We start from the raw sequence: 23,510 nt of genomic DNA on the forward strand, positions 1-23,510 counted from the left end.
TCACGCTCGCCATTCCACGCAATCATCGCTTAAAGGGAGCTTCAATTTGCTGAAGACGCTTGCTATTCTTGCGCCGGAAGGGCGAGGGGCATGAGCGAAATTGACGATCTTGATGGCGGAGACGCCGGAGGGGAAAGCGGCGGAGACGCTGGCGGCGGCTTGCCCGGCGCAGGCGGGCTGACCGAAGCGGCGATCGCGGCCGGCGCGGTCTGCCTTTCCTGCGGCGGCGACGTGCGCGGACCTTATTGTTCCTCATGCGGTCAAAAGAATGACGATCTGCGCCGCAGTTCATGGGTGCTCGGCAAGGATTTCCTGAAAGACACTTTTGGCTTCGACTCGCGTATGTGGCGCACGCTCGGGATGCTCGCAATTTCACCGGGGCGCGTGCCGAATGAATACGCCCATGGCCGGCGCTCAAGATTTACGCCCCCGGTTCGGTTGTTTCTGGTCGTCAGCTTTCTGTTTTTTCTGACCATCGGCCTTACCAACACGCTGTTTGTCGGTGTGGAGGTTAAATTCAGAGATTCCGATCCGGAAAAACTTGAAACCGCTATCGCGGCGGCGGAAGAGGCGGGCGTTGAGCTTAGCGAGGAAGCGAGGACTGGCAAATGCAGCTTTGAGAGCCAGCTTCGATTTTTTGTAAAGGAAAAAAATCTCCGGATCGATAGGGAGCGGATCAATGCTTGTCTCGGCGATGCGCGCGATGATGCTCAAGAGGTCATCGACGCGTCCGAAGATGTCGCTGTCGGGGAAGACGAGGGGATCGAAACGGAGCGCGAGCAGGCCGGTGAAGTCGTCAACCGGGTTTTTGAGGGGATCAACTGGGCGGTCACCAATCCACGCGAATTCAACGACGCCTTTAATGACTGGCTGCCGCGAGTGTTGTTTTTCATGACGCCTATATTGGCGCTTATTCTCGGCTTGTTTCTAAGGCGCGGCGTGCTTTTCTTCGACCATTTGGTCCTGGCTTTTTACACCCATGCTGCGGGCTTCGCCGTCATTGGCCTCAGTCTCATTTTCGCACAACTCGGCGCGCCCTATATGGGGGTTGCGGCTTTTGCGGCCCTGTCAGTTTATTATATCGCAGTGTTGAGGCGCGCTTATGGCCGGGGTTGGGTGAAAACGATCTGGACGGCCCTTGTTTCCGGCGCGCTCTATCTTGCCGTCCTGTTCTCAATTCTGCTGGCGATCCTGTCGAACATTGTCTGGCGTGCGACCGCCTGATCGAAACTGTCGCCACAAAGGCGCCCAATGGCGGTTGTGTCAGGACGCTTTGCCGCCAAATGTTTTTTTCAGCAAGCGCCGGATTCTCATATCCGCGATCATCGGCGGCAAGGTGTAGCACGAAGAGACGATACGCTTTTGAATGCCGTTTTCCTTAAAAACGGCGGCGAGGGAGTGGCCCTGATTTGGCACGTAAAACTTGTGTATGTTTCGCGCATCGGGAAGGCGGTCCATGTGACGCCGCTCCTCGGGAATCACTCCTGAAAAAACAAAGTATTGAGTTTTGTTGCCGAATGCGTGGGCGATATCGGGATATCGGTACATCTTGATCCGCTGACGGAATTCGCGCCACCGGTCTTCCTCGGGTACAATTTCATCGCATACCGAAAATTGCGGAGAAATCGCGATCACAGTGTCTGCGTTGATCATCCGTGAGAACAGGATGGCGCCAAAGCCGCCCATGGAATTGCCAATGGCGACGACTTTTTTTGGCTGCAGATCGTCCTGTATGGTCCAAATTGTCCGGAGCGCCTGGGGGACAAGGTTGGCGTGATTATACCACAGCCGTTGCATGTCGCTGACAAAGAGCGCGGTATTCTTTCCGCCATCGTGAATGGTGCCGATGAACTCATCGGTTTGCAGGCCTCCAAGCTGGTGCCCTATTCCTGTAAATGAAACAAAGAGAACCTTGGAGCCGCCTTCAAGGGCGCGAATTCGCACAACCCTGTCTTGATAGATTGTTTTCGCTTTCCTTAGGGGCCTTGTTGAAGAATTCAACGCTTTGTCAACATCATCGTCCATCGGGGAGAATGCCTTCAGAATCAGCGCCTGCGCTTCAGCAGGAGAAGAAGGATAGCCTTCTGGCAATCCGCTTACGGAGTGTTCGGCGTTGCCGATATTGACGAGCGTGGGTTCTTCCGGCGGGTATTCCTCAAGAGTGCTCAATCGTATTTTTTTTTGCTTTCGCGCTTGTTGTTGAGCCATGGCCGCCTCCATTTCCAGAGAGCGCAGCATAGTTCGCAAGAATAGTCACTCTTTTCTGAACTCATGGCCAAGCGCAGCAGGATTTTCAGAACACTCTGCGAAATCAATAATTGCCTGCGCTTTATCCTCTGCATTTTGTGCATGAAGATATTTGCGCTTGTGTGCTGCGTTTGCGAACCCGGATCTTTTGAAAGTGCGAATGTGCCGGGGCATGGCGCGACCTGGATGGCCGTTTAAGCGCCGGCGCCGCCGACCGTGAGGCGGTCGATCTTGATGGTTGGCTGACCAACGCCCACCGGCACGCCCTGTCCCGCCTTGCCGCAGACGCCGACGCCGGGATCGAGTTTGAAGTCGTTGCCGATCATCGACACTTTGGTGAGCACGCTCGGTCCGTCGCCGATCAGCGCTGCGTTTTTAATTGGGGCGCCGACTTTGCCGTCTTTGACGCGGTAGGCTTCAGTGCAATTGAAAACGAACTTACCCGAGGTGATGTCGACCTGACCGCCGGAAAAATTCACGCCGTAAATGCCGTCTTTCACGCTGCGGAGGATTTCTTCCGGGTCTTTGTCGCCGGCGAGCATCATGGTGTTGGTCATGCGCGGCATGGGCTGGTGGGCGAAGCTTTCGCGCCGTCCATTGCCGGTTGCTTTAACGCCCATCAGGCGCGCATTCAGGCGGTCCTGCAAATAGCCTTTCAGGATGCCGTCCTCGATCAGGGTGGTGCGCGAGGTCGGGGTCCCTTCGTCATCGACAGTCAGGGAGCCGCGGCGCCCGGCGATGGTGCCGTCATCGACGACGGTGACGCCCGGGGCGGCGACGCGCTCGCCGATGCGGCCGGCGAAAGCGGAGGTGCCCTTGCGGTTGAAGTCGCCTTCGAGACCGTGACCGACAGCTTCATGGAGAAGAACGCCGGTCCAGCCCGGCCCCAACACCACTTCCATCTCGCCCGCAGGGGCGGCTTCGGCTTGCAGATTGACGAGGGCCTGACGCAGCGCCTCGTCGACCTGCGCCTGCCAGGCGTCCGGGGTGATAAAGCGCGCGTAGCCCTCGCGTCCGCCGGCGCCGTAGCTGCCGGATTCCTGGCGGTCGCCCTCGCCGGCCGTCACCGACACGTTGAGGCGCACAAGCGGCCGGAAATCACGGATGATTTCGCCTCCCGCACGGATAATCTCGACGGCCTCCCACGATCCTGAGAGGGAGCAGGAGACCTGCCGCACCCGGGGATCCCTGGCGCGGGCGTATTCGTTGATGTCAGCGAGGAGCTTGGCCTTTTCCTCAAAGCTTTCGGCGCCCAGCGGGTTGTCGTCCGGATAAAGCTTGGCGTTGGTCCGCGACGGACCATCGGCCATGGCGGCGCCGCCCCGGCCCGATTTGACCGCATGCACCGCGCCTGCGGCGCGCTTCAGCGCGGCCTCGGAAAGCTCGGAAGCATGGGCGTAACCCGTTGATTCATCGCAGACAGCGCGCAGGCCGAAGCCCTGATTGACGTCGAAATTGGCGGTTTTCAGCCGGTTGTCATCGAAGACAAAGGCTTCGGACTGCCCATATTCGAGATAAAGCTCGCCATCGTCGGCGCCTTTCAAAGCGTCATCGAGGATCGATTGGATGCGGGCGCGGTCGAGATCGGTGCGGGAGAAAAAATAGGAATCACTCATGAGCCAGATGTAGGATGCTGGCTCATGCCTCGCAATGATAAAGGGCTAAATCAGAAAGGCTCTGAAGAGATTCCGCGTCAAATTCCGGCGACAGGCGGGAACATACGGCCTGCGTTGATGCGTGAGGGCAGGCGCGAGCGCTCATATATTGGCTTTTTCAGCTCCTCAAGCCGCCGCCGGGCGGTTTGATTGTCCGGATTGAAGGCGAGCGCCGACTCATAGTCGAGGCGCGCCAGCCGCTCGGCGCTCACCGCCTCAAAGGATAATCCGCGATTGACCAGCACCTTGGCCTTCACATTAATATTGAGGTCCAGCGCGGCGGAGAAATCCTCAATTGCATCCTCATAATCCCCGAGATTATAGCGGATAACGCCCCGATTAACGCGCAGAATGGCGGTTTGGCGCGGGGTGAGAGTTTCATTTTCAAGGGCGAGGTCGCAAGGGCGCAGCAGCGCATAGTCAGCGCCGCCGTCAGCGGCGTTGCGATAGCAGTCCTCGAAATGGGGAATTGCGTTCTGAACCACCGTCTTGAAGACCAGCGTTCCATCCTGGGCGTCCTGACCTGAGGCGGCCATGGCCAGCATCGCCGCTCCCCACAGGCTGATGTTCAGGCTCATCGGGCAGGCTCCTATTCGCCGCTTTCCGCAACTGTAGCAAAATCGCGGTTTCGCCGCCAGATCGGGCGCCTCCGCGCTGCGACCATTTTTCCGCGCCAAGCGCGATGACGCGCCGCCTGTAGGGGGCTTATAAGCAGCCCGGATCGCTTGATCGAAAAGTTTGACCTTGGCGCTCGGGCAGGCGTATCGAAGCGGCGAGTTTTGGCATGGCTGGCCCCGGTTCAGGGGGCTGGCGACAGGCGCGGGATGCGACAATGAAAAAAATTCTATCGGGGCTTGCAGGATTGAGCGTTTTAGCGGCGTCCGCCGCATATGCGCTGCCGGAGCCTGGCGGGATCGATATGCAGCCGGCGGCTTCGGCGCTGGCTGAGGAAGTGCACTTCTTTCACAACGGTATTTTGATGCCTGTGATGACGGTGATCAGCCTTCTGGTGCTGGCGCTGCTTTTGTGGGTGATGGTCCGCTACAATTCTAAAGCGAACCCCGTGGCGCAAAAATTCAGCCACAATACGCTTGTCGAGATCATCTGGACCGGCATTCCCATTCTGATCCTTCTCATTATCGCGCTGCCGTCTTTTGAACTCCTTTACAAGGAAGGCGTGACGCCTGACGGCAAACAGGTAGTGACCCGCGGTGACGGCCAGACGGTGGACTTTGTGTTCGCCAATGACTTTCCGGATAGCCGCATGGTCAAGCGCGCCGATCATCTACAGGTCTTGATTGATACGGGCGCCGAAAGACGCACCCTGAAAAACCGCAAGGACTTCAAGGTTGAAGGCTGGGGCGAGCGCGATCTGGTCGTATCGCTCAATGAGCCTGCGCCTGCGGGATCGAGTGTGATTCTGCGCGGCGGCCGTTCGACGCAAAACGTATCCGGCTGCCCTATGTCGAAACGCTTTATCGATGCCTGTGAAAAGGAAGTCGTGCTGGCGCCAACGATGACGCTGAAAGTGAGCGGATATCAGTGGGGTTGGACTTACTCCTATCCCGATTTTGGCGATTTCGAATATTCCTCGAATATGCTGCCGGAAGATCAGACGACGCCGGAATTATACCGCTTTGCAGTGGATAATCGCGTTGTTATTCCTGTCGGTGAAAGCATTCGCGTGACGACGACGGCGCGCGACGTCATTCACTCATGGGCGCTGCCGAATTTTGCGCTCAAGATCGACGCCGTGCCGGGCCGGTTCAATGAAACCTGGTTCCGCGCCGAGAAAGAAGGCGTCTATTACGGCCAGTGCTCGGAAATCTGCGGCATCAGACATTCCTTCATGCCGATCGCGGTGGAGGTCGTCTCCCGTCCGAAATTCGAAGCATGGGTGGACAGCCAGCGCGCGCTTGCGGGCCTCGATCCAATGTTCATTGATGACAATGTGAAGCTCGCGCAGGCTGGCGCCAGCGCCGCGGCTGAATAAGAGAAGGGCTAAAACAAATGGCTGACGCACACGCACATGGCGCTCCTGACGCCCACCATGATTCTCATGACCACACGCCGCCGTTTTTCGTGCGCTGGTTCTTCTCCACGAACCACAAGGATATCGGCACGCTCTATCTGATCTTCGCCATCATCGCCGGCATTGTCGGCGGCGCGATGTCGGGCCTGATGCGCTGGGAGCTTGCGGAGCCGGGCGTGACGATCCTGACGCGGTTCACCGGCGGCGATCTCACGGCGGCTTATAATTTCTACAACGTGCTGACCACCTATCACGGCCTCCTGATGATCTTCTTCATGGTGATGCCGGCGCTGATCGGCGGTTTCGGCAACTGGTTCGTGCCGATCATGATCGGCGCGCCGGACATGGCGTTCCCGCGCATGAACAATATTTCTTTCTGGCTTTACGGCGCATCAGGCATCCTGATTACGACGTCGCTGTTTGTGCCGGGTTACGGCTCCAATCTCGGTTTTGGCGGAGGCTGGGTGATGTACCCGCCCTTGTCGGCGAATACGGGCAACCCCGGACCGGCAATGGATTTGTTGATTCTCTCGCTGCACCTCGCGGGCGCGTCCTCAATTCTCGGCGCGATCAACTTCATCACGACAATCTTCAACATGCGCGCGCCTGGCATGACCTTGCACAAGATGCCGCTTTTCGCATGGTCGGTGCTGGTCACGGCGTTCCTTCTGGTGCTGTCGCTGCCCGTGCTCGCCGGCGCCATCACCATGCTTCTCACCGACCGCAATTTCGGCACGTCCTTCTTTGACGCGGCCGGGGGCGGCGATCCGCTCCTGTTCCAGCACCTGTTCTGGTTCTTCGGTCACCCGGAAGTCTACATTCTCATCCTGCCGGCCTTCGGGATTATTTCGCACATCGTTTCGACCTTCTCGCGCAAGCCGATCTTCGGTTATCTCGGCATGGCCTACGCCATGGTCGCGATCGGCTTTGTGGGCTTCATCGTATGGGCGCACCACATGTACACGGTCGGCCTTTCTGTGAACATGAAGGCTTACTTCGTGGCGGCGACCATGGTCATCGCGGTGCCAACGGGCATCAAGATCTTCTCATGGATTGCGACCATGTGGGGCGGCTCGATCCAGTTCAAGACGCCGATGGTCTGGGCGATGGGCTTCATCTTCCTGTTCACCGTCGGCGGCGTCACCGGCGTGTTGCTCGCCAACGCCGGCATCGACCACTACATGCACGACACTTATTACGTGGTCGCGCACTTCCACTATGTGCTGTCGCTCGGCGCTGTGTTCGGCATCTTTGCGGGCTGGTATTACTGGTTCCCGAAAATGACCGGCAAGATGTACCGCGAGATTCTCGGACAGCTGCATTTCTGGATCATGTTCATCGGCGTCAACATGATCTTCTTCCCGCAGCACTTCCTCGGCCTGCAAGGCATGCCGCGCCGCTATATCGATTACCCGGAAGCCTTCGCCTTCTGGCACGGGATTTCGTCACTCGGTTACGCCGTGACGCTCGTTGCAATGGCGGTCTTCGTGGTGGCGATGATCGACGCGTTCTTCATCTATCGCCGCAAAGCGGCCGCCAATCCCTGGGGAGAGGGCGCAACAACGCTGGAATGGACGCTGCCTTCGCCGCCGCCCTTCCACCAGTTCAATGAACTGCCGCGCTTCGACAAGAACGCCGCTGAATTCCACTAGGGGTTCCGCTCAACTCATAGACGTTGAAAAAAAGCCCGGCTTCAAGCCGGGCTTTTTTGCGTTGCAGCGTGACCAATTCACAAAATTTACGTTAATCTTTATTAAACGAGGGTTAATTCCTGCGGCGTGATTCCGGAACTTACGCCGCATGGGGGCTGTTTGGGGCGCAGTAGCGTTCCCGAAAATTCGATTCCAACTCGGCTTGGCCCGTGTTTGCAAGAGAAGGGGTAAACTATGCTTGAAACAATCATCAACGACGTGATCAACATTTTCGAAGGGGTCTTTCTGAGCGGGGATCTGATCGCGCTGGTCATCGCTTTCGGCTCCGTTCTGGTGGCCGTCATGCTGATGCGCAGGTCCACACAGATTGGCTCGATGACGCTTCTGGGGCTCTTGCTTTTCGTTATCGGCGGGTTTTTGAGAGGTGTTTTCCGGGGCCCTGTTCCCGAGGATACGGCCGCCGTCGCCACAACCAACAGGGCGGTCAACCAGCTTGAATATAGCTGGCTGCAATTCATGGACATGCAGGCCGGCACGCTGCTCGCCTATTTCATCGCTTTCATGGTGCTGATCCTGATCTTTTTCGGCGTGAAATCGATGCTCGCCAGAGGCTGAGCGATTTTTTTCAGGTTCAATTGACGAGCGGGCGGGTTCTCACGGACCCGCCCGTTTTTCGGTTTTTGTTTCCATGACGCGATGTTTCCGGCATAAGGCGCGCCATGAGTGAAAGCACAATGAAATCCGAGAATTTTAACGCCGGTAAGGGCGTGGCCCCGGCCCATTCGCTGGCGGGGCCTGAGGATTATTTTTCGCTGTTAAAACCGCGCGTTATGTCGCTGGTGATCTTCACCGCCTTTGTCGGGATGGCGGCGGCGCCGGGCGCGCTCAATCCTGTTTTGGCGGCGGTGTCGCTATTCGCGATCGCTGTGGGGGCTGGCGCTTCTGGGGCGCTCAATATGTGGTGGGACGCAGATATCGATGCGGTGATGACCCGCACCGCCGGGCGGCCAATTCCTATGGGGCGCGTCCCGCGCGCTGAGGCGGCGGCTTTTGGCGGTTTCCTGTCGGCGCTGTCAGTGGCGCTACTGGCGCTCGCCTCCAACTATCTTGCCGCCGGGCTGCTTGCCTTCACCATCTTCTTTTATGTCGTCATTTATTCCATGTGGCTGAAGCGCTCGACGCCGCAGAACATCGTCATTGGCGGCGCCGCAGGGGCGCTGCCCCCGGTGGTTGGCTGGGCCGCAGCTTCCGGCGCCGCGCCGCTTGAGCCGTGGGTGCTGTTTGCGATCATTTTCCTGTGGACGCCGCCGCATTTCTGGGCGCTCGCGCTCTACAAGTCCGGCGATTATGAGCGCGCCGGCGTGCCGATGATGCCGGTGGCGCAGGGCGAGACCTCGACCCGCCGCCAGATATTCATCTATGCGATTGTGCTCGCCGCCGCCGGGCTGGCCCCGTTCTTCATCGGCATGGCGGGCTATCTTTATCTCGCCGTCAGCGGCGTTCTTGGCGCAGGGTTTGTCTGGCTGTCCTGGCGGGTGTTCCGCTCAGCCCCTGGCGACTATGGATCGGCCAAGAAACTCTTTGGTTTTTCAATTCTCTATCTATTTGCGCTTTTCGCCGCATTGCTTGTGGAGTCGCTGGCGGCGACTTATCTCTGATCCAGCTTCGGAAAGACAGCCATGACGCCGGAAGAACTGAAACAGCGAAAGCGCCGCAATCTGGCGATCGCCCTGTCACTGGCGGGGTTCATTCTGATTGTCTTCGTGGTGACGATTTTGAAGCTCAGCATGAATTAGGGAAGAGGGCGTGATGAACGAAGGCGCAAACCGCAACCGCAAGACGGCGCTGATTTTTTCAGGCGTCGCGGTCGGCATGGTCGCCATGTCCTTCGCCGCCGTGCCCGCTTATCGCGCTTTTTGTCAGGTCACAGGCTGGGGCGGCACGACCCAGCGCGCCGAGGCCGGGGCGCAAGAGGTGCTGGAGCGGCCGGTGACGGTCCGGTTCGACGCCGCTGTCAGCGACGGGCTCTCCTGGCGCTTCAAGCCTGAACAGGTCTCTCAAGACCTCCATATCGGCGAGACCGCGCTCGCCTTCTTCGAGGCCGAAAATCTCTCTTCAAAGCCGGTTACGGGCCGCGCGAGCTTTAACGTGACCCCCGCCAAGGCCGGGATTTATTTCAAGAAAATCGAATGCTTCTGCTTTACCGAGCAGACCCTGCAGCCGGGCGAGACCGTTTCCATGCCGGTCACCTATTTCGTCGATCCGGCGATCGCGAAGGACACCAATCTCGACGACGTCCAGACGATCACGCTGGCCTACACTTTTTTCCCTTGGGAGGACGCCGAGACTGGCTCTGGCGGGGACAGTGCGGCCGAATAGCGCGGGCGCTGGCGGCCTCTAATGGGGGTTGGCGCTTGGATTTTCGGCGCGCCGCAGTATAGAAACCACTGACAAATTTCAGGATTCGCTTGAGAGGGACCAGCCATGGCCGGCGACGAAGTCAAACACGAATATCACCTCGTTAATCCGTCTCCATGGCCGTTGGTCGGATCGATCTCGGCGGCGATCATGATGATCGGCGCGGTCGCCTGGATGAAGTCCAGCGGCGGCGGCGTGCTGATCGGCGGCGCGAACGAGGATGGCGGCGCGAAGATGTTTTCGCTTTCCGGCAACTGGATGTTCATGCTCGGCTTCGCTGGCGTGCTAGTGACGATGATCGGCTGGTGGCGTGACATCATCAAGGAAAGCCTCACAGGCGAGAATACATCGACCGTAGTCCGTCTCGGTCTTCGCTACGGCATGCTTCTTTTCATTGCATCCGAAGTGATGTTCTTCGCCGCCTGGTTCTGGGCGTTTTTCGGCGCCGCGCTGTTCCCGACTGCGTTCGAGCCGGTAATGCTTGCGGATGGCGCGCAGATGTTGAACGCCAATGGCGATCCGGCCTTTATCGGCAATGACGGCCGTGTGCACGCCATGGGCGGCGTCTGGCCGCCGGTTGGGGTTGAGCCGCTTTCCGCCTGGGGGCTGCCGCTGCTCAACACGCTGATCCTTTTGTTGTCGGGCACGACCGTGACCTGGGCGCATTATGCTGTTCAGCACAATGATCAAAAAGGCCTCGTTCAGGGCCTGGTCCTCACCATCATTCTTGGCATGATTTTCACGGCGCTGCAGGCGGTGGAATATAACGAAGCGCTGTCCCTCGGCATGTTCAAGTTTTCCGGCGGCGGCATATACGGCTCCTCCTTCTTCATGGCGACAGGTTTTCACGGTCTGCATGTGATCATCGGAACGCTCTTCCTGATTGTCTGCCTTTTCCGTGCGATGGCGGGCCATTTCACCCCGGAACGCCATTTCGGCTTTGAATGCGCCGCCTGGTATTGGCACTTCGTCGATGTCGTCTGGCTGTTCCTGTTCGCCTTTATCTACGTTCTCGGCAATCAGGGGCTTTTGTCCTAACCGGCTTGCGATGAGCGAGGGTTTGTCGCGCCTATGTCGCGACAAACCGGTTTCCCCTTTCCCCGCCGGCGCTCTATGCTGCAAACTTGCAGCAGCCAGGGTAGGGTGACTATGCGCTCTCTGTCGTTCTTCCGCTTTTCATTCGCACTTGCCGCCATGCTGACGCTTGGCGGGTGTCTTGTTTCCGATGTGCCGGTGCTCGATGCGCGCACTGGCAAGGCGCGCCCCTTTAGCGATGGCGACTATCTCGCCTGTCCGCTGAAGGACGGAGAGATTGAAGCCGGCGATGAATGCGATCGCCTCACGGCCCGCAAACTGAAAGACGGCGGCTATAGCTTCATCAATCCGGAAGAAGACGATGATCCCGCTTTCCTGCGGTTCCGCCGGATCGGGCGCGGCGGTTACGCTGTGCAATCATCGGAGAGTGATGACTTTGTCTATTATTACGGCGCGAAACGCGATGGCGGTATGCTGCTGGTTTTGATGAATTGTCCTGACCTGCCGGCGGAGTTGCGCGCGCGGCTGATTGCGAGCGGCGATCTTGAACCTGACGACGAAAAATTTTCTGTCTGCAAGGTGAAAACATTGCGCGGACTGACAGAGGCTGCAAAGGCCTATCACCGGGGCGACGTCGCCGAGATTGTCGACGCCGCAATCCTGATCGCGCCAGCGCCCCCCTTGGAAGAAACGGAATAATCTTCATTCATGACCTATTACCCGCCTGTCTCTCCCTACGCCGCCGGCTTTGGCGGTAAATGTCCACGGTGCGGACAGGGAAAATTGTTCGACGGCTTTTTGAAACTCGGACCCGCCTGTGAAATCTGCGGGCTCGATTACGCCAAGGCCGATTCCGGCGACGGCCCCGCGGTGTTTGTCATTTTCATTGTCGGCTTTGTCGCTGTCGCGCTTGCCTTTATCGCCCGGTTTGTCTGGTTCGCGCCGATTGGCGTCGCGCTCGGGCTCAGCATCGGTTTCGCCACCTTCTTAATTCTGGCTTTGCTGCGGCCTTTGAAGGCGACCATGATCGCGCTGCAATATGCGAATAAGGCCGAAGAAGGCCGTGTCGACGAATAAACATATGTCGTCTTACCGTTTTCAGTTCCGTCCTGCCTTGACCTTTGTCGTTGCGATCGCCTTTGCGCTGCTCATCACGCTTGGGTCGTGGCAGGTGCGCCGGCTTGAATGGAAGCAAGGCCTGATCGCGCAGGTTGAGGCGCGTGTGAATGGGGAGCCCATTCCATTTGTCGATGCGGTGCGTCGCGCCGGCGCCGGCGAGGCCATGGAATATACGCCGGTGACGATTGCCGGCCGCATGCAGGCTGAAAAGGAGGCGCGGGTTTTCGGCACCCTTGACGGCGCGCCCGGCGCATATGTTTTTGCGCCGGTCGAGACAGCGGCGGGCGTGGTTTATGTTAATCGCGGTTTCGCGCCGCAGGACGTCTTGTCTGTCCCGTGTTTTTGCGACGCCGCCGCGACGGAAGATGCGTTTACGGGCCTTCTTCGTGCGGCGGAACGGCCATCGCCGCCAGCCTCGTGGTTTCAGACAACGGGAAAGTCCGTAGACGGATTATGGTTTGTGCGCGATCCGCAGGCTTTCGCCGTTGAGGCCGGGATAGATGCGCCCGCCTATTACATTGATCAGTACGCCGTTGCGGGCCGGGACTGGCCCAAAGGCGGAACGACACGGCTTGATTTCAACAACCGCCATCTCGAATACGCCCTGACCTGGTTCGGTCTGGCGGCGACCCTTGTCGGGGTCTGGATTGCTTTTTCCTTGAAAAAGCCGGATTAGGTGCTTAACTTTAAAAAACAAAGTGAATTGAACCGCCGGCGCGCCTCTGCGTTCCAGCGAGAGAGAACGCCATGTCGCTCACCCCATTGCTTGAGGCTCCCTGGATTATTCAGGCGCATGCTTTTGCGGCGTTCGCCGCTTTTATTCTGGGCGTCGTGCAATTTGCAGCGCCGAAAGGAACGATGCCGCACAAAACGCTGGGCGTCGTCTGGATCGTCCTGATGTCTGTCATCACCATCAGCAGCATATTCGTTCGCCCGGCGCTTTATCCGGGGTTGCCGCTCGTGAAGTGGTTTTCCTGGATCCACCTTTTCACCATCATGACGGCGTTTGGCGTTGTCGCTGGCGTGACGATGCTGGTGAAGGGTGGGCCGGGCCTTAAATATCATGCGCGGCCCTTCAGGGGCATTTTCATCGGTGGACTGATTATCGCCGGCATACTTGCATTTCTGCCGGGCCGGATCATGCATCAGGTCGCATTTGGCAATTGATTATTCGTCCCGCAGCTTTTTCTCATAAGCGTTGACCAGCGTCATATAGGGATTGACCTGATCGAACACCGGTTCGGTTTCTTCGTCGGGCGCATAATTCTGGTACATCTCGAAATGCAGATGATAGGTGGTGGGCACGCTCTCGCCGACGGAATTGAAAAAGTCGTTTGACACCCTGCCGATGCGCTGGCCCTTGGTGACAAACTGACCATCGGTGACCGCAAGCTGATTCATTTTAAGGTGCAGATACCGGTATAGTGTGCCGTCTTCGGTTTGCAGGCGAACCGTGTATTTCGATCCCTCAAGCCCGACAATGCGTCCGTCCTCGACGGCGACGGCCCAATGGGTTGCACCGGTTTCGGGGATGCAGGTGGCGGGGCGGATATCGACGCCTTCATGGCCGCCGGTGGGGCACATGATTTGGGAGCGCGAACGCGACTCGCAAAATGTGTCTTGCCACGGATAGTCGTAATTTGACGGCTCGCACTGACCGCCATTCATCCCGTTAAGAGAGCCCTGACCGCCGCCATAGCGATAGACCTGACTGTTCAGGAACGCTGCGTCTTCAAGCGGAAAAAGAATATCCGGGCGGTAGATCGTGCTGTCCACATTGCCAGGGCCTGAATTGGGCAGCAGGTCTCCAACAGGCACATAGCTGAACTCACGGCCTTCGCTGTCTTCGAGAAATTCTTCTTCCGGCAGCGGGTCCGGCTCTTCCGGGTCAGGATTGATGGGATCGGGCTCAATCGGGTCGCTTGGTTCTACGGGACCCGGATCAACAGGATCGGGGGCTTCGCCGCCAAGCTGATCGCAAGCGACGATGGAAACGGACATCAACAACGCAAGGAAGGTTTTGTGTAACATGCTCATCATTCGCCTCCCGCGAGTTCAGGGTTTGCGAGGATCATCGACTGGGCCAGTCCGGTGAGATAATCATCTGCGGCGCAGCGCGGATCGGCGCCCGGGTCGCCGCATTCAAGTGTCATGACATAGCCGCAGCCGAATTTCGAAAAGCTCAAATCCACGCCGAAATCATTACGGCTGAACTGATAGCTCGCCCCGGTACCGGCGAGGCGCCGCGGTCTTTCGGCGATGCGTTTGCGGAAGGCGACCGTGTCCGGCGCGCCGCCGACGACGCGGTTGCAGGTGCCGGAGATTAACAGCCGCGCCTCGGCGTCGATTGTCGCCGTCGCGGTGTAGATATTCTCCATGCCGTAAACCTTCATCCGGTCACGCAGTTCGGCGGGCAGCAACACCGGCACGCGCGCGCGGCTGACTTCTTCGGCGTCTGCGCTGCGAAGCCTTGAGGCGGCCATGGCGCGAATGCCGGGCGGCGGCGGAGGAGGCGTTGTCTGGCGCGGCGCGGCGGCGAAGCTTTGATTGGACAGGGAGCGGATCTCCGCTGCGTCGCGTTCGGCGTCTTCCGCCTCCGTACGTTTTAAATCGTCCCGCAAGGCGTCGAGATTTGGCCGGGCGGCGATGGTGCGCGCGCGGTCGTCGCGGTCATCGCTGGCGGCACGCAGGGCGGCGGCGAGATTGCGGCGGGGAATGCGCTTTGCCTTGGCGCGCAACTGCTCGGCGATCACCCGCGGGTCAGGCGGGTTTTGCGCGGCTTCTTCTTCGGAGACTTGTATTTCCGACTGGGTGTCTCTCTGCGCATCTGTTTGGGTCTCTGTTTGCGGCTGGGCGAATACGAGCCCGCCCGAAAGCGCCGTAAAGCTCGCGGCGGCGATCAGGATTTTCTTCATGCTTCCCCCTTTCGAGCGTGTCAGCGCTCCGTCAGCTTGAATTCGATGCGTCTGTTCTGCGCGAGCGCTGAGGCGGAATAACCCGCTACCAGCGGCGCTGCAGAGCCGGAGCCGGTGGCGAGAAGACGCCGTTCCGGCACACCTTGGCTTTGCAGATATTGTACAACGGAAATGGCGCGCTGTGCAGAGAGATCGAGATTGGAATCAAACGCCGCGCGGCAGGAGGGCCCGAGCGGCGACGCGTCCGCATGGCCGTCTACCCGCAAGACCCAGTTCACTTCCGTCGGAATATCGCCCTGAATATCGAGAAGCGCGGTTGCCAGCTTGTTCAGTTCAATCTTGCCGGCGTCTCCGAGGGTCGCCGAGCATGAGCCAAAGAGAATGTCGCTCTCAAAGATGAAACGGTCGCCCACGACCTTGATGTCGCTGCGGTCGCCAAGCGCCTTGCGCAAGGCTTCGAAAAAGCGCGAGCGCACTTCCTGAAGTTCCTGCACCTTGCGGGCGAGCGCGGCGTTGAGGCGCTGCGACAGATTTTCGATTTGCGCCTGTTGTTCTTTGTCTTTGGCTTCGGCGGCGTCGAGCGCTTCCTGAATGCTCGCAAGCTGGCGGCGCAGCGCGGCGATTTGGGCGTTCAGGGTGGCGATCTCGCTCTTCTGTTCCTCCGAAAGCGCTTTTTCCGCCTCCAGCTCTTCAGCCGATGCGGCGACGGCGGCCTGGCTTGTCGCCAGTGCGGCGGCGAGGCCCGCCAGTTCGGCATCCTTTTCCTTGATCGTGTCTTCGAGCGACAGGATCTGCGCATTTAGGCGCTCCCTGTCAGCCTGGGCGAGACCAAGTTGATCGTTCAGGGAATTGATCTGCGCGATCAGGCGTGCGAGTTCTGAATCCTTGTCGGCCAGCTCCTGCTTGACCACATTCAGCCGGTCGCCAAGATAAAACTGCGCCACAACGAAGATCGATAGCACGAACATCAGGACGAGCAGAAGGGTCGACAAACCGTCGACAAAGCCCGGCCAGATATTGGCTTCGCTGCGAGAGCGCCGTCGCGCCATGATTACTCCCCGCCGCCGTTATTCTTTGCCGCCAACGCGGATCAATGTCCGGTTGAGCGCTCTGATTTCATCTTTGAGTTCGGCTGTCTGTCCGGCTGCGGCCTTGATCTGCGTTTCGGTGTTGGCCGCAAGCGCCGCTTCCAGCGCCTGAATGGCGCCCACAAGATCGCCATCGGCGATATCGGCGGAATAGCTGGCGCCCCCCTTACCGCTCGCGCGGACAGTTTCGGTCATGCCTGCGAGCCAGTCTTCAAGATCCGTATAGAAACGGTTTTGCGACTGTCCGGCCTGCAGGTCGAGAAAGCCGACGATCAGGCTCCCGCCAAGGCCGAAAAGGGAGGATGAAAAGGCGGTGCCCATGCCCGAGAGAGGCTCGCGCAGATTGGAGATCAACTGGGAGACGGCGTCCTCCGGTGATCCGCCGGCGCTGGCGAGGCCGTTGATCGTGGCGGCGACGGCGTTGACCGTTTCAAGGAGACCCCAGAACGTGCCCAGAAGGCCGAGGAACACGAGAAGGTTCATGAGATAGCGGCCCATCTCGCGGCCTTCATCCATCCGTGTGCCGATGGAATCGAGAATGGCGCGGGACGATTCCGGCGACAGCTTGCCGGAACGCGTGTCCGCATCGAGTAGAAGCCGCGACATGGCCCCGATCAGGGCCGGGGCCCGGGGCAGGCGAGAACGTGCGGGGTCAACAGACTCGCGGAACGCTTCGACCCAGCGCACGGCCGGGTCGATCACCCCGGCCTGGCGCAGATTGTAAATGATGCCGATGGCGAGGACGCCGAGGATCAGGCCGTTCAGCGCCGGGTTCGCCTCAAACGCATCCAGCAGCAGCGGCGAGGGCTGCGGGCTCCACGGCGACAGATAGTAAATGATCGCGCCGACCACGATCAGGAACAGCAACATGTTCATGATGTAGCGACCGGGCCGGACGAACTTTACCGACCGTTCAAGCGAGCGCGCCATGGATTTCCCCTTGCTCTAACCACCCCACAGGTATCGTTACAGTATTCAAAAAGCGGGCCGGGGGATACTTCCCGGGGCCAATCTTTGGCGCTTTCTGCACCGCTTTTGCCCGGCTGTTCCGGCAGGGTAACGTTCATAGTTTCAAAAAATGCACAGCGTGCGCACGAGTGTCACAAAAATCTTGCGCACATTTTGCGCATTTTTCTTGACGTGACAGTTCGGTGACATGTATATGACGGATTAATGACAGTGATGTCATGCTTTCCTGTATTCAAAAATTTCAACACGAAAGGGCATAAAATGAAAATAAAACAAGCTCTTGCCGGTTTCGCTGCGACCCTCGCCTTTGGCGCTGCTGCGATCGCTGCTGATTTTGGCGACGCGCCTGCTGATTTTGAGGCGCTGACCGTCGACTATTTCGGTGAACGGCTGACGGACCCGCGCTCGGCGCGTTACGATTTTACTGGCGAGCCTTATCAGGTGTTCGCCGACCTTCGCGGCTATGAGGGCGTTCCTTGCTGGGCTGTGGATGTGCGCGTGAAAACGCGCCTGCCGAACGGCCAGCCTGGCGGCTATGTCCCTTACACGGTCCTCTTCCTTGACGGCGAAGCGATCGCCCTTGAAGCGGACGTGATCCGGATGGTTCGCGCCTAAACCTCAATCACCTGCAGAATCAAAAAAACGCCGCCCTTTTGGGGCGGCGTTTTTGTTTTGATTGCGATGGTCTAACCAAGCTGCATGGATCTGTTTTGATCCATGTTGCGCAGGCAAGCGCGACTGCGCGCCGGCGCTTATGCGCCGAATTGCGCGGATGAAAAATTCATCCGCGCATTATCAGTTTAAAGATCGCTGGCGCTCATCACTTCGATGGGGCCGAGATTGAGCGAGCGTATGCCGGCTTCGATCTCTTCGCGATCGCCGACAATCACCCAGACCAGGCTTTCCGGGTGAATGACTTCCGCCGCAGCCTCTGTGATGTTGGCAATCGTGAGCGCTTCGTATTTGTCTTTCACGGTCGCCGGATAATTCCAGGGGCGGCCATAGCGGGCGCTTGATGTCAGGCTCCCCAACACGTCGCCCGATGTTTCGTAAGACCCCGGCAGGGAGCGGACATTGTTGAGCACAGTGCGCTCAAGCTCCGTGGGCGTTGCCGGTTTCGTTGTTTTATAGGCATTGAGTTCTTTCAGGAGTTCGCTGAGTGACTCCATCGTCTTGTCGGTCTGCACAGGCGCATAGACCATGAAAGGACGTTGACCCTTTGCGCCTTGCAGGAAGGTGTAGGCGCCATAGGCCCAGCCTTTGTCTTCGCGCAGATTCATGTTCACCCGCGCGGAGAACTGGCCGCCGATAATGTCGTTCATGGCGTTGATGGCGATAGCGTCGGGCGCATTCGAAGGCGGCGCCACATGCGCTGCAAGGATCAGCGATTGCGGCGAGCCGGGCTTGTCCACAATAATCACTTTGCCGCGCGCGGGAAGGTCGACCTCTGCGACGTTCTTTTGCGGCGTCGGCGTTGACGGCGCCGACCAGCGGTTGAACGCGGCCTCGAGCAGCGGCTTCATTTCATCCATGGTCGTGTCGCCGACAACAAAGATCGTCGCATTATCGGGACGCATCCATTTCTGGTGGAAACCCACAAGATCGTCGCGGGTCAGCGAGTTGATCGAGGCGATGGTGCCTGACCCTGTCAGCGGCACAGCATAGGCGTGACCGTCGCCATAGATCTGCGGCGGCAGGAGCCTTAGCGCGAGTTGCACCGGCGCCGCTTTTTCTTGTTCGATCGCCGCAAGCCAGCGGCCGCGCAGCTTGTCGATTTCAGACTGTGCGAAAGCCGGATTACGGATAACGTCGGCGAGAATGTCGAGCGACGGACGCAGGTTCTCTTTCAGCGCCGACATACTGACGGCGTTGACGTCGAGATTGGCGCCGGCGCTGAGGGTTGCGCCCAGCGCTTCGACTTCTTCGGCGATGTCCGACGCGGAACGGCGCTGCGTGCCTTCGTCGAGCATGGAGGCGGCGAAGGACGAGGCGCCGAGTTTGCCGCCATCGACCGAGTCCGCCGCATAGCCGGCGTCGAACTGCACGGAAATTTCAACCAGCGGCATGGTGTGGCGTTCGGCCAGCACCAGCTTCACGCCATTGTTGAGCGTTGTTTCCTGAATGTCAGGGAAAACGAGATCCGGCGTCGTTGTAACGGCGGGCAGTCCTGTTGAGCGATCGACAGTTGAGGCGGTCGTTGAATATTCCGGGAAGGGAAGAACCTCGAGCTGATAATAGCCGGCGGTCATCACGTCGCGTGCGGCGGCGAGCACGTCTTTCGGCGTCGCCGCGTCAAGCCATTCCAGCTGTTTCAGAATGAAGCCGGGATCGTCAGCGTAAAGCGCGCCTTGCGCCAGCGCGGTCGCCTTGCCGCCAAAGCCGCCGATTTCCTCAAGCCCGCGCAGGACATCCGCCTTGATGCTGGTTTTGGCGCGCGAGAGTTCAGCTGCTGTTGGGCCCTTGGCGAGAAATTCGGCCAGCACCGATTCCATTTCGCGCTCGACCTCGGCGCGGTCAGCGTCCGCTTTTGCGTCGACGGTCACGGAATAAAAGCTAAGCAGCTCCTGGTCCTGATTATTGGCTGTCGCGGAAGTGGCGATTTGAAGATCGTCAATCAGATGTTTGTAAAGGCGCGATGTCTTGCCGCCGCCAAGCACTTGCGCCGCAAGATCGAGCAAAACGGCTTCGCGTGTCGTGCGGCCTGGCGCCACCCAGTTGCGGTCAAGGCGCGGTTGAGGCACGCGGTCATACATGATCTCGCGTTTGTTGACGTCGAGCTTGGGCGCATTGGCTTTGGTTTGCGTCACCGGCGGGCCGGCGGGAATGTCGCCAAAATATTTCTCGACAAGCGCTTTGCCTGTTTCGGCGTCGATGTCGCCGGCGAGCACGAGCACCGCATTCGCGGCGCCGTAATAATCCTTGAACCACTGCTTGGTGGTTTCAAGCGATGCAGCTTCAAGATCTTCCATCGAGCCAATGGTGGAGTGGCTGTAGGGATGACCGGCGGGAAGAAGACCGGCGAGCGTTGAATATTCCATCATGCCGTAAGGCTGGTTGTCGCCCTGACGCTTTTCGTTCTGGACGACGCCGCGCTGTTCATCGAGCTTGTCCTGCGTCAGCGCGCCGAGAAGGTGTCCCATACGGTCGGACTCCATCCACAGAACGCGCTCAAGCGCCGTCGTTGGGACAGTCTGGAAATAATTGGTGCGGTCGAACCATGTGGTGCCGTTGAGCCCCGTGGCGCCGACTTCTTCGAGCGGCCCGAACCAGTCGCTGTCAAAGTTCTCGGAACCATTGAACATGATGTGTTCAAAGAGGTGGGCAAAGCCGGTCTTGCCTGCGGGCTCGTCTTTCGATCCGACATGATACCAGATCGAGACAGCGACCAGCGGCGCCTTGCGGTCTTCGTGAACAATCAGCGTGAGGCCGTTGTCGAGCGTGAACTCTTCATAGGGAAGATCGATATCGGCGGCGGGCGCCGCGACTGGCGCGAGCGCGAGAACGGCAGCGCCGGCAAGCATCGGCAGGAATGAACGCATGGAAGACCCCTTCTGAAAATCTGTATCGTCGTTTGTGGCAATTACAGGCGGGAAGGGCAAATCCTAATGCCATGCAGCGTCACCGGTTCACCGCGCGCTGCGCACGGTTCACCGCAAGCCTTTATGGGTAAACAGGAATTTAAGCCTATTTCGGCGCGCGTTTGGCGAGGATGCGCTGCAGCGTCCGGCGGTGCATGCCGAGACGGCGGGCTGTCTCGGAGACATTATGGTCGCACAGCTCATAGACGCGCTGAATATGCTCCCAGCGCACCCGGTCGGCGGACATGGGATTTTCCGGCGGCGCCGGACGCTCGCCCGGCCGCGCCAGAAGCGCCTTTTCCACGTCATCGGCGTCGGCGGGTTTGGAGAGGTAATCGATGGCGCCCGCTTTCACTGCGGCGACGGCGGTGGCGATATTGCCGTAACCGGTCAGCATCACCACGCGGCAATCATCGCGCCTTTCGCGAATGCGCTCCACCACCTGCAAGCCATCGCCGTCTTCGAGCCGCAGATCGACCACGGCGAATGCCGGCGGAATGTCCTTGATCATGGCTTCGGCGTCGGTGACGCCGGCGGCGAGGATCGGCTGGAAGCCGCGTTTTTCGAGCGCCCTTCCAAGCCGGGTGCGGAAGGGTTCGTCATCATCGACAATTAAAAGCGTCGCGTCCTCGGGCAGGGACTGGTCGTCTACGCGGGCTTCATCGAGATGGGTCATAAGGTCAACTGCAGCTTTATTTGGGGCGTTTTTTCTGTACCGGAATATCCGCCCCATAAATGCGCTTTTTTGCGCGGATTTCAAGCAATTAGGCCAGAAGATCGGGGGCCGAGCGCCCATTCCGCCTGAACCCACGCGCCGGCGCTTTTGCGTTCGCTGCTTTCGAGCGGGCGATTGTCAAAGCGGATCGTCGCGCCGCTCGATTCCAGAAGGGTTTTCGCGATGAAGAAACCAAGGCCCAGCCCGGTTTTGCCGCCCCGGGCGCTCACATAGGGCTCTCCGAGCCGGGTGAGGATTTCAGAAGAAAAGCCCGGTCCGTCATCGTGAACAGTCAGAATCAGGCGCGCGGCGTCCCACTCCGCCCGGATCAGCACCTGTTCGCGGGCATAGCTGGCGGCGTTCTCGATGAAATTCCGCAGGCCGAAAGTGATTTCGGGACGCCGTTTCAGGACCGGTTCGGCAGCGCCGTCGAGGCTATGGCCTTCAAAGCTGATGGACGGCCCGCCGGGCTGATCGAGGAATGGACCCGCCGCTTCGCGCATCAGCGCCGTGACGCTGAGCTTGTCATGCATCAGATCGCCCGCATCGCCATGACGCGAGAGCCGCCCGAGAATGTCGCGGCACCGTTCCGCCTGACTGACCAGCAAGGCCGCATCGTCGATCAGATCGTCTTCTTCGGGATGGGTGCGTTTGACCTCGCGCAGCATTTCTTTCGCGGTCACCTGGATGGTTGCGAGCGGTGTGCCGAGTTCATGCGCCGCCGCGGCGGCGAGCCCGCCCAGCGCAGTCAGCCGTTCTTCGCGGGCCAGCACCAATTGCGTCGCGGCAAGCGCCGACCGCATCAGCGCAGACTCTGCGGCAATACGGTGGGCGTAGGCGGCGAAGAACGCAATCGAAAAGGAAAGCGCCGCCCATACGCCGGCTTTGTAGATGGGCGCCAGGTCAAGAGTTTCCTCCGCATACCAGGGAAGGGGCATGTGATTAACGCCGAGGATGCTGACGCCGGCGATGGCGAGGGCCGCAATGCCGATGGTGAAGCGCAGGGGCAGAACGCTCGCGGCAATCGTCACCGGCGCGATGATAAGCGCGGAAAAGGGGTTTTGAATGCCGCCGGTGAAAAACAGCAAGGCGCAAAGCTGGGTGATGTCGAAGGCGATATAGGCCGCCGCCTCGCGATCGGACAAAAACCGTTGCGGCGAGAAACGCAGCATTGTGAACAGATTGAGCCAGGCGCTGGCGGCGATGGCCGCGAGGCAAAGGCCCAGAGGCGTTTGAAAGCCGAGTGCAAAATGCACGATCACAATCGCTACGGACTGGCCAATAACGGCGAGCCAGCGCAGCGCCGTCAGGGTGCGCAGCCGCACCGGCCCGCGCAGCGCGTTCAATGCGTCCTGAGTGTCCTGACGTTCGGCGAGGGTGTGCGGCATTCCGCGCTTTTAGCTCGTATGTCCTTTGAAAGGAAAGCTGCTAAGGAAGGGCCAACCACAAGTTCTGACCGGAGACCGGCATGATCCGTTTCCTCGCCCCCAAATTTCTCGCAACCGGCTTGTTGTGTCTCGCTGCAGCCTGCGGCCCGCGCGAACCGCAAGTCGCGATCCCGAAAGAGGGCGTCATCGCGCTCTCCGAACAGTTCACTGGCGAGTTCGACCTTGTGGACAAGAGCGGCAACGCCGTCAGCGACGAAGATTTTGAGGACAAGGTGATGCTGGTCTATTTCGGCTTCACCAACTGCCCCGATGTGTGTCCGGGCGATATCGGCGTGATGAGCGCAGCCCTGAACGAGCTTGGCGACGACGCAGACAAGGTGGCGGCGATCTTTATCTCCGTCGATCCGGAGCGGGACTCGCCCCAAGCCATCACGGATTACTTCGCCTTTGACCCGCGCATCGTCCCGCTCACCGGTTCGGTGGAAGCCGCCGCCGCAGCCCGGGGCGCCTATAAGCTGGTCGCCCAGAAGGAAACGCTGAAAGACAGTGCGGTGGGCTATACCGTCAATCACGGCCGGTTTTTCTATATTAACGACCGCCAGGGCCAGCCACAGCACGCCATTGTCGGCGGGATCAGCCCCCAGGAACTCGCCGCGCTTTTGCGCCGTGAAATCCGCAAATAGTGCCAAAAAATATTTT

At 59.3% G+C, this 23,510-nt stretch carries 24 protein-coding genes; 14 read left to right on the top strand and 10 right to left on the bottom strand.

Annotation, left to right across the window (positions count from 1 at the left end):
* Nucleotides 1-90: 90 nt before the first annotated feature.
* Entirely contained in the window at nucleotides 91-1,224 is a 1,134-nt protein-coding gene (locus ACFOOP_RS06640) for a DUF3667 domain-containing protein (RefSeq protein WP_379880093.1), read from the top strand.
* A 39-nt stretch (nucleotides 1,225-1,263) separates the two neighbouring features.
* Here ACFOOP_RS06640 and ACFOOP_RS06645 read toward each other — a convergent pair whose 3' ends face one another.
* The 3 genes from ACFOOP_RS06645 to ACFOOP_RS06655 form a co-directional block, all read right to left on the bottom strand.
* Nucleotides 1,264-2,208, bottom strand: a complete 945-nt coding sequence (locus ACFOOP_RS06645; RefSeq protein ID WP_379880095.1) for a hypothetical protein — start codon at nucleotides 2,206-2,208, stop codon at nucleotides 1,264-1,266.
* A gap of 233 nt (nucleotides 2,209-2,441) precedes the next feature.
* Nucleotides 2,442-3,863, bottom strand: a complete 1,422-nt coding sequence (gene tldD, locus ACFOOP_RS06650) for a metalloprotease TldD (protein ID WP_379880097.1) — start codon at nucleotides 3,861-3,863, stop codon at nucleotides 2,442-2,444.
* Nucleotides 3,864-3,940: 77 nt separating this feature from the next.
* Nucleotides 3,941-4,480 (bottom strand): tetratricopeptide repeat protein, encoded by a 540-nt coding sequence (locus ACFOOP_RS06655; protein ID WP_379880098.1) that lies wholly within the window; start codon nucleotides 4,478-4,480, stop codon nucleotides 3,941-3,943.
* A gap of 254 nt (nucleotides 4,481-4,734) precedes the next feature.
* Here ACFOOP_RS06655 and ACFOOP_RS06660 point away from each other — a divergent pair, with 254 nt between their 5' ends.
* The 11 genes from ACFOOP_RS06660 to ACFOOP_RS06705 all read left to right on the top strand — a co-directional run bounded on the left by ACFOOP_RS06660 (nucleotide 4,735) and on the right by ACFOOP_RS06705 (nucleotide 13,325).
* Complete coding sequence (locus ACFOOP_RS06660; protein WP_379880099.1) at nucleotides 4,735-5,895, top strand: cytochrome c oxidase subunit II; 1,161 nt, start codon at nucleotides 4,735-4,737, stop codon at nucleotides 5,893-5,895.
* A 17-nt stretch (nucleotides 5,896-5,912) separates the two neighbouring features.
* Complete coding sequence (ctaD, locus tag ACFOOP_RS06665; protein WP_379880100.1) at nucleotides 5,913-7,586, top strand: cytochrome c oxidase subunit I; 1,674 nt, start codon at nucleotides 5,913-5,915, stop codon at nucleotides 7,584-7,586.
* 234 nt (nucleotides 7,587-7,820) lie between these two features.
* Entirely contained in the window at nucleotides 7,821-8,201 is a 381-nt protein-coding gene (locus ACFOOP_RS06670) for a hypothetical protein (protein ID WP_379880101.1), read from the top strand.
* A gap of 104 nt (nucleotides 8,202-8,305) precedes the next feature.
* Complete coding sequence (locus ACFOOP_RS06675; RefSeq protein ID WP_379880102.1) at nucleotides 8,306-9,244, top strand: heme o synthase; 939 nt, start codon at nucleotides 8,306-8,308, stop codon at nucleotides 9,242-9,244.
* Nucleotides 9,245-9,265: 21 nt separating this feature from the next.
* Entirely contained in the window at nucleotides 9,266-9,382 is a 117-nt protein-coding gene (locus tag ACFOOP_RS19895; RefSeq protein WP_491062255.1) for a cytochrome c oxidase system small membrane protein, read from the top strand.
* Nucleotides 9,383-9,395: 13 nt separating this feature from the next.
* On the top strand, nucleotides 9,396-9,965 hold the full coding sequence (locus ACFOOP_RS06680; protein ID WP_379880103.1) for a cytochrome c oxidase assembly protein: 570 nt from the start codon (nucleotides 9,396-9,398) through the stop codon (nucleotides 9,963-9,965).
* Nucleotides 9,966-10,070: 105 nt separating this feature from the next.
* Nucleotides 10,071-11,042 carry a cytochrome c oxidase subunit 3 gene (locus tag ACFOOP_RS06685; RefSeq protein WP_379880104.1) on the top strand — a complete coding sequence of 324 codons (972 nt, stop codon included), beginning with the start codon at nucleotides 10,071-10,073 and terminating at the stop codon, nucleotides 11,040-11,042.
* Between the two features lie 111 nt (nucleotides 11,043-11,153).
* Nucleotides 11,154-11,738, top strand: coding sequence for a hypothetical protein (locus tag ACFOOP_RS06690; protein ID WP_379880105.1), 585 nt, complete (start codon nucleotides 11,154-11,156; stop codon nucleotides 11,736-11,738).
* 9 nt (nucleotides 11,739-11,747) lie between these two features.
* A complete protein-coding gene (locus ACFOOP_RS06695) occupies nucleotides 11,748-12,116 on the top strand; it encodes a DUF983 domain-containing protein (RefSeq protein WP_379880106.1) in 369 nt (122 codons plus the stop codon).
* Nucleotides 12,103-12,834 (top strand): SURF1 family protein, encoded by a 732-nt coding sequence (locus ACFOOP_RS06700; RefSeq protein WP_379880107.1) that lies wholly within the window; start codon nucleotides 12,103-12,105, stop codon nucleotides 12,832-12,834. The genes ACFOOP_RS06695 and ACFOOP_RS06700 overlap by 14 nt, the downstream gene beginning before the upstream one ends.
* Nucleotides 12,835-12,905: 71 nt before the next feature.
* Nucleotides 12,906-13,325, top strand: a complete 420-nt coding sequence (locus ACFOOP_RS06705) for a DUF2306 domain-containing protein (protein WP_379880108.1) — start codon at nucleotides 12,906-12,908, stop codon at nucleotides 13,323-13,325.
* Here the strand turns inward: ACFOOP_RS06705 and ACFOOP_RS06710 are convergent, their stop codons facing one another.
* Genes ACFOOP_RS06710 through ACFOOP_RS06725 form a run of 4 tightly spaced genes read right to left on the bottom strand, consistent with a single transcriptional unit; the run spans nucleotide 13,326 to nucleotide 17,091 of the window.
* Nucleotides 13,326-14,198, bottom strand: a complete 873-nt coding sequence (locus tag ACFOOP_RS06710; protein WP_379880109.1) for a M23 family metallopeptidase — start codon at nucleotides 14,196-14,198, stop codon at nucleotides 13,326-13,328. It abuts the gene before it with no gap.
* Entirely contained in the window at nucleotides 14,195-15,073 is an 879-nt protein-coding gene (locus ACFOOP_RS06715; RefSeq protein WP_379880110.1) for a hypothetical protein, read from the bottom strand. The genes ACFOOP_RS06710 and ACFOOP_RS06715 overlap by 4 nt, the downstream gene beginning before the upstream one ends.
* Nucleotides 15,074-15,093: 20 nt before the next feature.
* Entirely contained in the window at nucleotides 15,094-16,122 is a 1,029-nt protein-coding gene (locus ACFOOP_RS06720) for a peptidoglycan -binding protein (protein WP_379880111.1), read from the bottom strand.
* A gap of 18 nt (nucleotides 16,123-16,140) precedes the next feature.
* Nucleotides 16,141-17,091 (bottom strand): flagellar motor protein MotA, encoded by a 951-nt coding sequence (locus tag ACFOOP_RS06725; RefSeq protein ID WP_379880112.1) that lies wholly within the window; start codon nucleotides 17,089-17,091, stop codon nucleotides 16,141-16,143.
* A 300-nt stretch (nucleotides 17,092-17,391) separates the two neighbouring features.
* On the opposite strand from ACFOOP_RS06725, the gene ACFOOP_RS06730 reads away from it, so the two are divergent.
* Nucleotides 17,392-17,745, top strand: coding sequence for a hypothetical protein (locus ACFOOP_RS06730; protein WP_379880113.1), 354 nt, complete (start codon nucleotides 17,392-17,394; stop codon nucleotides 17,743-17,745).
* Nucleotides 17,746-17,930: 185 nt separating this feature from the next.
* Here ACFOOP_RS06730 and ACFOOP_RS06735 read toward each other — a convergent pair whose 3' ends face one another.
* The 3 genes from ACFOOP_RS06735 to ACFOOP_RS06745 form a co-directional block, all read right to left on the bottom strand.
* Nucleotides 17,931-20,669, bottom strand: coding sequence for a M16 family metallopeptidase (locus ACFOOP_RS06735; RefSeq protein WP_379880114.1), 2,739 nt, complete (start codon nucleotides 20,667-20,669; stop codon nucleotides 17,931-17,933).
* A gap of 145 nt (nucleotides 20,670-20,814) precedes the next feature.
* On the bottom strand, nucleotides 20,815-21,384 hold the full coding sequence (locus tag ACFOOP_RS06740) for an ActR/PrrA/RegA family redox response regulator transcription factor (protein ID WP_379880115.1): 570 nt from the start codon (nucleotides 21,382-21,384) through the stop codon (nucleotides 20,815-20,817).
* An 80-nt stretch (nucleotides 21,385-21,464) separates the two neighbouring features.
* On the bottom strand, nucleotides 21,465-22,811 hold the full coding sequence (locus tag ACFOOP_RS06745) for an ActS/PrrB/RegB family redox-sensitive histidine kinase (protein ID WP_379880116.1): 1,347 nt from the start codon (nucleotides 22,809-22,811) through the stop codon (nucleotides 21,465-21,467).
* Nucleotides 22,812-22,891: 80 nt separating this feature from the next.
* On the opposite strand from ACFOOP_RS06745, the gene ACFOOP_RS06750 reads away from it, so the two are divergent.
* A complete protein-coding gene (locus ACFOOP_RS06750; protein WP_379880117.1) occupies nucleotides 22,892-23,494 on the top strand; it encodes an SCO family protein in 603 nt (200 codons plus the stop codon).
* Nucleotides 23,495-23,510 lie beyond the last annotated feature (16 nt).

This window comes from Hyphococcus aureus (assembly GCF_042643165.1).
Lineage (GTDB): Bacteria > Pseudomonadota > Alphaproteobacteria > Caulobacterales > Parvularculaceae > Hyphococcus > Hyphococcus aureus.